Source organism: Sorangium sp. So ce426, from assembly GCF_051475585.1.
Lineage (GTDB): Bacteria > Myxococcota_A > Polyangia > Polyangiales > Polyangiaceae > Sorangium > Sorangium cellulosum_B.
In genome coordinates this window covers 8021697-8033552 of record NZ_CP150341.1, presented here as the reverse complement: position 1 = coordinate 8033552, position 11856 = coordinate 8021697, and the positions used below count along the sequence as shown (strand labels likewise).

General features: G+C 71.1%; 8 protein-coding genes and 2 pseudogenes. 5 read left to right on the top strand and 5 right to left on the bottom strand.

Annotation, left to right across the window (positions count from 1 at the left end):
- Positions 1-144 precede the first annotated feature (144 nt).
- Entirely contained in the window at positions 145-786 is a 642-nt protein-coding gene (locus tag WMF44_RS29675) for a metallophosphoesterase family protein (protein ID WP_437293418.1), read from the bottom strand.
- A 371-nt stretch (positions 787-1157) separates the two neighbouring features.
- On the opposite strand from WMF44_RS29675, the gene WMF44_RS29670 reads away from it, so the two are divergent.
- Positions 1158-3032 (top strand): alkyl/aryl-sulfatase, encoded by a 1875-nt coding sequence (locus WMF44_RS29670; RefSeq protein ID WP_437293417.1) that lies wholly within the window; start codon positions 1158-1160, stop codon positions 3030-3032.
- Between the two features lie 423 nt (positions 3033-3455).
- Here the strand turns inward: WMF44_RS29670 and WMF44_RS29665 are convergent, their stop codons facing one another.
- The 3 genes and pseudogenes from WMF44_RS29665 to WMF44_RS29655 form a co-directional block, all read right to left on the bottom strand.
- A complete protein-coding gene (locus tag WMF44_RS29665) occupies positions 3456-4199 on the bottom strand; it encodes a hypothetical protein (RefSeq protein WP_437293416.1) in 744 nt (247 codons plus the stop codon).
- 180 nt (positions 4200-4379) lie between these two features.
- Entirely contained in the window at positions 4380-5129 is a 750-nt protein-coding gene (locus tag WMF44_RS29660) for a hypothetical protein (protein ID WP_437293415.1), read from the bottom strand.
- Positions 5130-5391: 262 nt separating this feature from the next.
- Positions 5392-5523, bottom strand: a pseudogene (locus WMF44_RS29655) (sigma factor); the annotation flags it as partial.
- 297 nt (positions 5524-5820) lie between these two features.
- Here WMF44_RS29655 and WMF44_RS29650 point away from each other — a divergent pair.
- The 4 genes and pseudogenes from WMF44_RS29650 to WMF44_RS29635 form a co-directional block, all read left to right on the top strand.
- Positions 5821-6927: a hypothetical protein gene (locus tag WMF44_RS29650; protein ID WP_437293414.1), complete on the top strand. Its 1107-nt coding sequence runs from the start codon at positions 5821-5823 to the stop codon at positions 6925-6927.
- Between the two features lie 88 nt (positions 6928-7015).
- Complete coding sequence (locus WMF44_RS29645) at positions 7016-8086, top strand: hypothetical protein (protein ID WP_437293413.1); 1071 nt, start codon at positions 7016-7018, stop codon at positions 8084-8086.
- 115 nt (positions 8087-8201) lie between these two features.
- Entirely contained in the window at positions 8202-9314 is a 1113-nt protein-coding gene (locus WMF44_RS29640; protein ID WP_437293412.1) for a hypothetical protein, read from the top strand.
- 171 nt (positions 9315-9485) lie between these two features.
- A pseudogene (locus WMF44_RS29635) lies at positions 9486-10748 on the top strand (DUF6544 family protein); the annotation flags it as partial.
- Between the two features lie 70 nt (positions 10749-10818).
- Here the strand turns inward: WMF44_RS29635 and WMF44_RS29630 are convergent.
- Positions 10819-11805 carry a hypothetical protein gene (locus tag WMF44_RS29630; RefSeq protein WP_437293411.1) on the bottom strand — a complete coding sequence of 329 codons (987 nt, stop codon included), beginning with the start codon at positions 11803-11805 and terminating at the stop codon, positions 10819-10821.
- Between the last annotated feature and the right edge of the window lie 51 nt (positions 11806-11856).

The window sequence follows — 11856 nt, the reverse complement described above, 5'->3', positions numbered from 1 at the left end:
GACCGTCCAGTCGGAGCTCTGCGCCACGGGGGTCACCACGTCCTCGGGCGGCGTCCGCCCGATGACCGGCAACGGCAACCTGTCACCGCTTCAAGGCTTGAAACGGCCGACTCGGTCGCCGAGCCCGCGGCGGGTGATGGCGCGTCACTGCAGCTGGATCTGATACCGCGGCAACGGGTCTCTGCCCGTCCCCTCCAGCCACCTGGCGTCGTGCCGCCACGCGCCGTTCAGCTCCTCGCGGCAGCGCGTCTCGACCGTCATCGTCCCCCCGGAGAACAGGAGGAGATTGTACTGGAGCGGGTATCCCGGCACCCATTGCCGCGCGGGCGCGCCGAAGGTGCCGGCGGAGACGATCTCGCGCCGCCTTCCGCCAGGGCTCATGTCGTACCGGTAGAGCTGGTTCTCGGCCCGGTGGACGTGGCCATGGAGCGCCACGCGGAAGCCGGCCACGGCGAGCTGCTGGAGGAAGCCCGCGTCGTCGAGGTGATCCGGCTCCGCGCTGGTGACCGGGTGATGCCAGACAGCGATCCGCAGGTCATCTCTCGCGACCCGATCGAGCTGGATCAGCGCCCGCGCGAGCGCGCCCGTGTGGACGCCGGCGCGGGCGCGGTGGTGATGTTCGATCTGCCACGCGGAGTTCAGGCCCAGGAAGAGCAGGCCGCACTCGGGCAGAGGATGGATCGTCGCCTGCTGCTCGTAATCGAGCGGATACTCTTCGCCCTTCACCTGCCGGTAGAACTCCGCGAAGTGCCGGAAGCGCAGCTTGTAGGCGTCCTCGTCCCGCACCTCGATGACGTCCGCGCCATGCGCGATGAACGTCCCGTCCTTCAGCTCGCCTCGATGGCGGGCGCGCCGCTCCAGCCGGTAGGCGTCCTGCGTCCTGCGCGAGGGCCTCGTCGCGGGAGGAGTGCAGCAAGACCAGGCGTGCCGGAGCTGGGGTCATAGGGGCCGCCGGCAGGGCAAGGTAGCACGGCGAGGGAGGCCGCTGGAGATGGCCGGAGGGTGGACGCATCCTGGCCGAGCCGTCGCGCCGGATGCGGTTCAGCCGTTCTGATCTCGTCTATCCGGCGAACGTAGGGGAGGGCCCCACCAGCGCGGCGGGTTGCGGGTGAGCGACGTCACAGCCAGGTTCGGACGTGATCGCAAAGGAGCACGTCATGACCACACCGATCGATCCGGCCCCGGCCGTCGAGGCCGCTCATGCGGCCTACCGCGCGCAGCTGCCCTTCTCCGACCGGAGGGACTTCAAGGCCGCTGACCGCGGCTTCCTGGGCACCGTCGCCGAAGCGCGATTCCGCGGACCCGACGGGGCTGTCGTCTGGGACGGCGAGAGTTACGCGTTCCTCCAGGGCGAGGCGCCGACCTCCGTGCATCCAAGCCTGTGGCGGCAGTCCTTGCTGGTCGCCAAGCACGGCCTCTACGAGGTCGTCGAGGGCATCTACCAGGTGCGCGGCTTCGACCTTTCGAACGTGACGTTCGTCGAGGGCGATACCGGCGTCATCGTCATCGATCCGCTCATCTCCAGCGAGCCGGCCGCGGCGGCCCTCGCGCTGTACCGCGAGCACCGGGGCGACCGTCCCGTCGTGGCCGTCATCTACACGCACAGCCACATCGACCACTTCGGCGGCGTCTTCGGCGTCACCTCGCAGGCGGAGGTGGACGGCGGGAAGGTGCAGATCCTCGCGCCCGAGAGCTTCGTCCATCACGCGGTCGCCGAGAACGTGTTCGCCGGCGTGGCGATGGGCCGCCGCGCCGGCTACATGTACGGCGCCGCGCTCGCCCGGGGGCCGCGTGGCCAGGTGGGGGCCGGTCTCGGACAGACCACATCGACCGGGAGCGTCGGTTTCATCGTCCCGACGCTCGAGGTGCGGTCGACCGGCGAGACGCACAGCATCGACGGTGTCGAGATCGAGTTCCAGATGGCGCCCGGCAGCGAGGCCCCCGCGGAGATGCACCTGTTCTTCCCCGGCTTGCGGGCGCTGTGCATCGCGGAGAACGCGACGCACACGCTCCACAACGTGCTCACGCTTCGCGGCGCGCTCGTCCGCGACCCGCACGCGTGGGCGGGCTACCTGACGGAGGCGATCGAGAGGTTCGGCGATCGCGCCGACGTCGTCTTCGCGTCGCACCACTGGCCGACCTGGGGCCGCGACGAGGTCCTCGAATACCTCAGCCTGCAGCGCGATCTCTACGCCTATCTCCACGATCAGACCCTGCGCATGATCAACCGGGGCCTCACCGGCGCCGAGATCGCCGAGCAGATCGTGCTCCCGCCGGCCCTCCAGAACGCCTGGCACGCGCGGGGATACTACGGTTCGGTGAGCCACAACGTGAAGGCCATCTATCAGCGCTACATGGGATGGTTCGATGGCAACCCCGCGCAGCTCTGGCCGCATCCGCCCGAGGCGCTCGCCGCGCGTTACGTGGACGCGATCGGCGGCGTCGACCGCGTCCTCGATATCGCGAAATGCGCGTATGACGCGGGCGACTTCCGCTGGGCGGCCACGCTCCTCAGCCACGCCGTGTTCGTCGCGTCCGACGACGCGCGTGCCCGCGCGCTGTACGCCGACACCCTCGATCAGCTCGGGTACGGCAGCGAGAACGGCACGTGGCGCAACTTCTTCCTCTCGGGGGCGACGGAGCTGCGGAAGGGCAACTTCGGCACGCCGACGGCCACCAATGCGCCGACGATCGTTGCGCGGCTCACCCCCGATCAGCTCTTCGACTCGATCGCGGTGAAGATCAACGGTCCGCGCGCGTGGGATCTCGACCTGCGCCTCGATATCGCGCTGATCGATCTCAAGGTGAACTACCGCGTCACGCTGCGAAACGGGGTGCTCGTCGACGTCGAGCGCCCGGCCGACGGCAAGGCGCAGCTCACCCTCCGCCTCAGCAAGGCGCGGTTGATCGCGCTGCTGAGCGGGGATTCGACGAGCGAGGGGATCGACGCCCGCGGCGACATGGGCGTACTCGAGCGGCTGATGTCGGTCATCGAGGAGGGGGATCCGAGCTTCGACATCGTGCTTCCGTGAGCGCGGCGCGCCTCTTTGGGTGAGCACGATGCTGTCGACCAGGCCTGTGGTGTTGCTGATGGGCGTGCCGAGCAGGCACCCGCGATCAGCCGGAGGGCTCGGCTGAAGGAGGAGACGGCGGCGGAGGAGCGCTGGGACCGCGCGCGCCGGTGTGGCGCGCCCTTGCGGAGGCATTCGCCTGCCTTGAGATCGCCTTCCCTGGCGCGCAGTCACTTGCTTCAAGGCTTGAAACGCCCGACTCCGTCGCCGAGCTGGCGATTTCAAGCCTTGAAGCGGCTCACTCGACCGTCGAGTCGGCCGTCTCAAGCCTTGAAACGGCCCGCTGGGCCGCCGAGTCGGCCGTCTCAAGCCTTGAAACGGCCGACTCGGCGACCGAGTCGCCCGCTGCAAGACTTGCATCAAGCCTTGCAGCGGGCCGCGGGCTCACGCGTCCGGCGAGGCCCCCGGCTGGGCGGCCGGCGCGGCCGCCGGCGCGGGCGGCGCGGCCGGCTGGCCCGGCGGGAGGGCGTCGCTCACGCCGGTCGTGCGGTGGACCTCGGCGAGATCGTCGAAGATGAGCGGCAGGAGCTCGGGCTTGCCCAGGTGGGCGAGCAGCCCGCGCACGAGGCTCTTGTTCGCGTTGTAGACACCCAGCCAGGCCTCGCGCGCGGTCGACACCTCGGGGCCGAGCTCGACGCGCTCGACGCGCGTGGCGCGCTGCTGCCGCTCGAGGATCCCGAGCTTCTCGTGCACCTCCCTGAGCTCGGCCAGCCACGCCTCCGCGCCCCGGACCTTCTCGCGCTGCCGCTCGAGCTCGTCGGCGATGTGCCCGACCGCGGCGGTGAGCTTCGTGATCCGCCGGCGCGCGAGGACGCTCGGCATCTCGCCGCGGAAGAACACCTTGGGCTCGACCGGCCTCCCCTTGAGCGAGTCGAGGTACGAGCCGAACCGCACGATGACGTCGCGCGCCTCGTCGAGCACCTCGGCGCTGTCGAGCTCCGGCGCCGGCTTGGGCTGGCGATCGAGGACGTCGGACATCGCCTGATCGGCGAGGAGCTGCTTGCCCATCGCGAACTCGACCATGCCGTCGAGGGCAGCGACCTTGCCCATCAGGACCGCGGCCATCTGCTCGCGCGCGAACTTGCCATAAATCTTCGTCTCGAAAGGATCGATGTAGGGGTCTGCCATAGGCGCCTCCTTGGGTTGAGCAAAACGCGCTGATGTTGGCAGAGCCCGAGGGGCCATGGCAACACCTCTCGGGCTCAACGGGACGGCATGGCACGAATCGGACGCTCTGCGGGGCCGACTGCGCCGGGGCGCGGGCTGCTGCTCCCTGTCTCCCTGTCTCCCTGTCTCCCTGTCTCCCTGTCAATTGCGGCGCGGCTTTGCCCGCAGCCGTCGCATGAGCTCCTCGCGGTCTCTCGCGTAAGCGCCTCGCGGGAAGTCGCGCCGGTGTTGCTCGAGCAGGAGCCGCACGGCGTCGTGGCGACCGGCGGCGAGCCCCGCGAAGGCCTGCCGCATCAGCCGGGACTCGGAGGAGGGCAGTTGGATGCCTTCGCCCCGACGAGGGCCGGGCGGGTATCGCGGGCTCGCCGGGGCGCGGCGCGCGGTCGTGAGGGCGCCGTTCGCCTCGCCTTGGGCCCGCTCCTCCGAGGGCACCTCCGGGCCCGAGGGGGCGGCGCTGCCGCGCTGAGCGGGCCATGCGGCCTGCGGGGAGCGAAGCGCGACCGCATGGGCGCTCGGCGGCGGGATCTCGCCGCGCCCGCCGGGGGCCAGCAGGGCGAGCGCGCCCGCCACGACGCCGGCCGCGGCGCTGGCCATCGATCGGCGGATGGCACGTGGGCGGGCCAGCGACGCGTTCCACGAGCTCGCCGCCGAGCTGGCCGCGCCGTGAGACGGCGCGCGCCGGAAGGCGCGGCGAGCCCGGTCGAGCAGCCGCCGCAGCCGGCCTCCGTGGAGCGGCCCCGATGAGGCGCGCGCTTCGGTCGCGCCGAACGCGAAGGCGAGCGGCGCAATCAGGGCGCCGCGGCCGCGCCTCCGCGCTTGCCAGCGCCGCGCGGCGGCGTCGAGGCTCAGCCGCGCGAGCCGGAGGTCGTTCCACACGGTATTGCGCGGCATCGCGAGCTCCTCGGCGATGTCCTGGACCGCCTCCTCCTGGAGGTCGTGCGCGACGAGGATCGCGCGGCGCCGCGGGGGGGACCTCCTGGAGCAGATCCGCGAGGATGTCGCTCTGTTCCGCCTCGATGAGCCGTGTCTCGGAATCCGGCGCTCGGCTGGAGAGACCGTCCAGCGCCTCCTCCGGCCACAGCTCTTCGTGCCGGCGATGGGCGCGCTTGCGCTCGTTGGAAGTCAGGTTGAACGCGATCCGCAGGAGCCAGGTGCGCACGGTGGCGATGCGGGGATCGAACCGGGGCAGCGACCGAGAGGCGCCGTGGAAGATCTCCTGGACCAGGTCGTCTCGATCCGCGCCGCGGAAGCCCTGGCGCTCCACGTAGCGGCGGACCGTCTCCATGTGCTCGGCCATGATCGCCTCGATGGTGAGCGGTGCTTCCTTGGCGGTGCTATCGGTTTTGCGAGAGGATTTCCCCATGCCTGCGTAGTTACCTGGCGAGCTCGTTCGACATTTGAAATTCGGCATGTCGGGCTGACCCGAGGCAGGCCTGTGGCGCGAGCGCTCGGGGCGCCGCGCAGCTGGGCGAGCATTCTCGCGGCGCGACCAGAATTGCCTGACAGTCGAGTCGATTCGTCACTTTCTCCGGCCCAACGCGGCTTGACAGAAAAGAGAGTAGACGCTTAGTATGCCGCGGAGATGGCGTCCACAGGAAGGTTGCTCCTCGCCGTGGTCGCCGCAGCTGTCGTGTGGAGTCGCGCGGCGGTGGCCGCCGGGGAGGAGCCTTCTGCTGGACCGTCCGGAGCGGCCACGATGCGCTCCGAGGCCGAGGAGGCATTCGCGCGGGGCGAGAGGGCGCGGCGCGCGGGGCGGTGGCAGGACGCGGAGGCGGCGTATCGCGCGGCGTGGAAGGCGGATCCGCGGCCGGAGCTCGCGGGGGAGCTCGGGCTTTCGGAGCTCGCGCTGGGGCGGCCCCGGGACGCGGCGGAGCACCTGTGGGAGTCGCTGCTGTATCCGGAGACGCTCCAGCCGGCGGCGCTGCGGCGCTTCCGGGCGGGGCTCGAGAAGGCGGAGCGCGTGATCTCGGTCGCGACCGTCGCGGTGAGCCGGCCCGAGGCCGAGGTGTTCATCGACGGCCGGTCGATCGGCCGCGGACAGGGGATGTACTTCGTCTATCTCGATCCGGGGCGGCACGAGGCGCGTGGCACGCTCGAGGGGTATGTCGATGACGTCTATCCGTTCGAGGCGCAGCGGGGGAGGGAGTCGATGGTCGGCCTCCACCTGGAGCTCAAGCCCCCGCCGCCGGTTGCGCCTGCGCCGGTTGCGTCTGCGCCGGTTGCGTCTGCGCCGGTTGCGTCTGCGCCGGTTGCGTCTGCGTCGATTGTGGCGCCGGCTGTGCCTGCGCCGGCCGCGACGCCCGGGGGACCGTCGGCGGGAACGGTGTTCCGCGTCGGCGGGGTCGCGCTCGCGTCCGCCGGGGTTGCGCTGGGTACGGGCTTCGCCGTGGCAGCGGCGGTGCGCGGCGGGGAGGCGGAGGCGCAGGCCGCCCAGATCCGCGAGCGCGACGGAGCGGCGGCGTGCTTGTCCAAGGCATACGCCGAGCCGTGCGGTGTGTTGCGCGAGATGATCGACGCGCGCGACACGCTGAAGGCCGCCGCATGGGGGAGCTTCATCGGCGCCGGCGTCGCCGGCGCGGTCGCGCTCTCGTCGCTCCTGTGGGCGCCGGAGCCGGGAAAGCGCGCCGTGCGCGCAGCGCCGCTCGCGGCTGCGCATGGCGGGGGCGTGATCTTCTCCGGCAGCTGGTGAGGCTGCGCCGGAGCCGGAAGGAGCGGTGCTGATGCGGAGCGTGCGGCAGAGAGGGCTGGCAGGGCTTTGGCTCCTCTGCTTCGGAGGGGTGGCGGCGGTCAGTGGGTGCAGCGGCGCCGGGGCGTACGACTGCGCGGAGGCGGTCGCGTGCGAGATCTGGAACGACGACGGCACCAGCAACGGGTACTGCTGGGGGCAGTGCGTCCACGCGCCGCCGGCCTCCTTCGGCGCGCCGACGCTCGTCTGGACGGGGCCCGATGTGCTCGCGCCGGCGTCGTGCGCCGAGCTCGTGCGGATCGTCCCCGGGACCGGCGAGCGGATCCCGTTCGGCGGCGCCACGCGGACGCTCTTCGCGCGGGCCATGCCGGAATCAACGCACGGCTGCCCCGCTTGCGCGTGCACGGCGCCTGCGTGCGCGCTCCCGCAGACCGTGACGGCGACGTCGATCGAGGCGTGCGGCGACGGCAGCGCAGGGACGCAGACGTCGTTCCTCCCGCCGGCAGGCTGGGACGGCTCGTGTGTGTCGCCCGGTACGGTGACGGCGGAGCAGCTCGGCTCGCTCACGATCGGCCCGGCGATCTGGGAGCCGTGCATGCCGATCGTGGCCGACGAGCCCCCGCGGCCCCTCTCGGGAGGCGTGGGCGCGGTCGCCGTCGCGTGCGACAGCGTGGTGGAAGACGAGCTGTGTCCGGGGCAGGGGGAGCTTTGCATGCTCGAGCAGCAGCCGGCCCATCTGCCCGACGGGTGGCGCCATTGCATCGTCGGGGCGGGGGATCTCGGCTGCCAGCAGCCCGAGGGAGGGGCGGACCCTCGGAAGATCTTTTCGGACAAGCTGGGGGTGTTCTATGTGAACCTGGAGACCACGCCGGGTTGCTCGCCGTGCACCTGCAAGGCGCCGGCGACCAGCCGGTGCGAGGCGCTCGTGGTCGCGTGGGAGGACGGCGCCTGCAGCGACGTGCTCGTCGGCATCGATGTGAACGAGAGACAAGGGATCTGTGTCGATCCTGTGTCGGGCTCGACGTTGAGCAGCCTGAGCGCGACGTGGCTCTCGAACGAGCCCGGGACGTGCAAGCCGACGGGTGGCGATCCCATCCACGACAAGGTGGTCGGCGACGCCAAGACGGTCTGCTGCCTGCCGAAGGCGCTGGAGGCGCCGTGAGGGCCTGGTCGAGAACACCGGCGGGCGGCGGGCGCGCCGCCCGCGGCAGGAGCCAACCGGTGGTTCAGCGTGCACGGGCTCCTCGGGAGCGCGCGGGGAAGGCGGTGAGGTCGCGATGATTTGGAACAGAAGGCGGTGGCTCCTGCGCGCGTCGATCACGCTGTCGCTGGGGGGCCTGGGCGGCGTGCTCGTCGCGAGCGGCTGTGGCAGCGCAGAGCCGCCGTGCGGCCTCCCGGGGAATCTCTGCCATATCACCAACGAGGACGGCACCAGCAACGGCGTCTGCGCCGGGAGGTGCGTGATACAGCCGATGGTCGGCTTCTACGATCCGCTGCTCCTGTGGATCGGAGACCCTGACGAGCCCGAGCCGTCGTGCGGGGACCTCACCGGATACGACCTTCAGCGTCGCAACACGCAGAAGATCGCTCCGACGGTATTCTCCCGGCTGCGGTCGTTGCGGCCGGGCGAGGAGCCCTGTCCCAAGTGCGGATGCAGCGTTCCGCTCTGCTACATGCCGGAGCTGGTTGCGGCGCACTCGCACGCCTCGTGCGAGAACACCCCGGCGGAGACGCACCGGCCGTTCAATCCGCCCCGGAACTGGCGAGGCGAGTGCACGTCTCCAGGGACCGTGCCGGCAGACGAGTTCAGCGCAATCTGGATCGCGCCGGGGCCGGATGGTTCGTGCACGCCGTTCACCGTGGACGAGCCTTCTCCGCCGGCGGGCCCTGCCAAGATCGCGATCGCGTGCAGTGGCGGGGTGGCCCACTTCGAGTGTCCAGTGGGCGGGGATGTCTGCATGATCAACCAGCAAGAGGCCAACGTGCCCCCCGGGTGGCGCTACTGCATGATCGGGTTGGAGGGGGATCGCGGATGCTACCCGCCCGCCGGTCCGGGGGAGCCGCCCACGTTTTCGGAAAAATTCATCTTTTATAACCGGGACCTCGAGCGGAGCTGCGAGCCGTGCGCCTGCGTGCCCAGCCGCACGCCGAGGGAGTGCGTCGCGCGCGTGAGCGCGTACTCGGATCGCGCGTGCAGCGAAGGCGCGCTCCTCGGGACGACGACGGTGACGGCCGGCGAGGTCGATCGCTGCCTGCGTCCCGAGGAGGATGGTGTGGCCCTCGGTAGCATCCGCGCCGAATGGGAGATCAACCATGTGGGGTTCTGCGAGCCGGCCGGCGGCGAGGCGCGCCCGACCACCGTCTGCTGCCTGCCGGAGCCCGCCGGATGACGCGGCCGTGAACGGCGGCGGCCACGCGTCGAGTGAGGCGGCGCCGTGCGGCAGGAATCTCTGACGCCTCGATTGGGAGCTTCGTCAGCAGCGTCCGCAACACCTCGTCGAAGTTGAGCCCAACAGGTGCAGCAGCGACGGCGAACGGGGCGCGCAAGATCTGCGTGGACGATGGCCGGGCTGCGCTTCTCGGCGCTCGGTTCCGCGCGAATCGACCGCGCCCTCGGCGTCGCTCCCGGTTTGGCACGCGGGCTGCAAATGCAAAAAGAGCACGTGAGAGATGGAGTTGGCTGCAGACGACCAATCGACGGCTGGGCGCAGCAGGCGATTCCGGGAAAGAGGCACGCCATGCGGCTCGGATTGGCCCTCCTTATCGCGCTCCACGGCGCGATTCACCTCATCGGATACCGCGAGTGGTCGAAGCTCGCAGCCGCCGGCCAGCCGAGCGATCGCACGCTCGTGCCCCTCTCGCCCGCCGGCAGTCGAGCCTTCGCTCTGCTCTGGCTGGCGGCGCTGACCCTTCTGCTCGCGGCGGCAGCGCTCCAGCTCCTGCGGCGCGACGCGTGGTGGGCGCTGGCGCTCATCGGCGTGCTCCTCTCCCAAGGCCTCATCATCCTCGCGTGGCCCCAGGCGAAGTTCGGGACGCTCGTCAACGTGCTCGTCCTCTTGCCGATCGTGGCCGCAGCCGCACACGCGCGCTTCCGCCATGAGGTCGTTTCGGAGGTCCGAGCGCTGCTCGCGCGCCCCGCCGAGCCGCGCGCTTCCAGCGTCGAGCCCTCCGAGCTCGAGCGCCTGCCCGCGCCGGTGCGCACCTGGCTGGAGGCCTCGGGCGTCGTCGGCCGGGAAAGGGCTCGGACGGTCCGTCTGAAGCAGCGCGGCGAGCTCCGGACCAGCCCCGACGCCGCCTGGATGCCCGCGGAGGCCGAGCAGTACTTCTCCGTCGACGAGCCTGCGTTCGTCTGGAGGGTCACCACGAAGATGATGGGCGTCCTCCCGATCGAGGGCCGCGACAAGTACGCCTCCGGCAAGGGCCAGATGCTCATCAAGGCAGCGTCGCTCGTCGACATCGTCGACGCGGCCGACGAGAAGATCGACCACGGCGCCATGCTGCGCTTTCTGGGCGAGATCGTCTGGTTCCCGTCAGCGGCGCTGAGCCCCTACATCGCGTGGGAGTCGATCGACGCGACGAGCGCGAAGGCGACGATGCGCCACGCAGGGAAGGTGGCATCGGCGGTGTTCACGTTCGATCCTCGGGGGCGCGTGGTCGGGCTGCAGGCAGAGCGTTATCTCGGCGGCGGCGCGGACGCGAAGCTCACGCCCTGGTCCGTGTCGTGCTCGGACTGGCGCACGTTCCGGGGTATCGGGGTTCCGAGCCGAGGGGAGGTCCTGTGGAAGCTCGAGAGCGGAAGTTTCAGCTACTACCGCTGGGAGATCCTCGACGTGGAGCACAACCCGGCAGGGCTGTACCCGGAGAGCGGCTCCCGCACGGAGCCCCTGCGCCTCGCTAGAGCGGGCGGCCGATCCGGGCGCGGATCTGCGCCCGCACATCCTCCGGAAGCGAGCGCAGGTAGTCGTCGGGCAGCAGCCGCAACGTCTCGTCAGGCGCGAGGAGGAGCCGCTCCTCGGGGGTGAGCCCTGCGACGCGCTGCTCGGGCGGAAGGCCGGCGAGCCGCTGCTCGGGCGGAAGGCCGGCGAGCCGCTGCTCGGGCGGAAGGCCGGCGAGCCGCTGCTCGGGGGTCAGCCCCGCGGCCCGCTGCTCGGGGGTCAGCCCCGCGGCCCGCTGCTCGGGCGGCAGCGCCGCCAGCAGCTCGTCCACCGGCAGCGCCGGCAGCAGCGTCTCGATCGGCAGCTTCTTCAGCAGCGTCCTCAGCACCTCGTCAAAGCCTTCCAGCTCGCGCATCGCCATCGCGATCTCCTCCGCACCGACCTGCTCGGCCAGCCAACGGCGCGCCTCGACCGTCCGCGCCGTGCCGTGACCGAGCAAGTGTAGCAGATCGTCGCCCTCGGCCTCGGCCACCGTGGCGAGCTCGACCACGTACAGCGCGAACGCTGCTCCCTGGAGCTGCCAGTAGCCGCCGGCGAGGTCGCGCCAGACCAGCCCGTGCGCCGCGGCATCGGCGTCAAGGGGGCGGGTGCGCGACGGTATCAGCAACACGCCGGCCAGGTCGCGGCGTGGCCCGAGCCGCTTCCCAGCGCCCGCGTAGTGCAGCGACAGGTAGCCCCAGAGCCGGTCGAGGTCGCGGCTGCGGTAGGTGCGCCGGACGCTCTTGAACTCGACGATCGTCTCCCTGGGCAAGAGCGACCAGAGCCTTCGCAACGTGCCGGCCGGCTCGTGGGCCTCGCCCGGAGCATCATTGCGCAGCAGGAGAACATCGGCCCGGGGCGGCTCCGTCGACAAGGGCACCTCGCTCTGGATCTGAAAATGGCGCGGGCGGTGCTGGCGCAGCAGTGCGGCGAGCAGCACGTGCCACGCGGTCCGAGTCGAGCCCATGGCGCTCTGTACGGGGCAACTCTGGTGCAGGACAAGAAAACATGAGCGTGC

Excerpts from the sequence above, each read along its gene's own strand:
- WMF44_RS29650 (WP_437293414.1), top strand. The coding sequence starts at position 5,821 with ATGGCGTCCACAGGAAGGTTGCTCCTCGCCGTGGTCGCCGCAGCTGTC.
- WMF44_RS29640 (WP_437293412.1), top strand. The coding sequence starts at position 8,202 with ATGATTTGGAACAGAAGGCGGTGGCTCCTGCGCGCGTCGATCACGCTG.
- WMF44_RS29665 (WP_437293416.1), bottom strand. The coding sequence starts at position 4,199 with ATGGCAGACCCCTACATCGATCCTTTCGAGACGAAGATTTATGGCAAG.
- WMF44_RS29630 (WP_437293411.1), bottom strand. The coding sequence starts at position 11,805 with ATGGGCTCGACTCGGACCGCGTGGCACGTGCTGCTCGCCGCACTGCTG.
- WMF44_RS29670 (WP_437293417.1), top strand. The coding sequence starts at position 1,158 with ATGACCACACCGATCGATCCGGCCCCGGCCGTCGAGGCCGCTCATGCG.
- WMF44_RS29660 (WP_437293415.1), bottom strand. The coding sequence starts at position 5,129 with ATGCCGCGCAATACCGTGTGGAACGACCTCCGGCTCGCGCGGCTGAGC.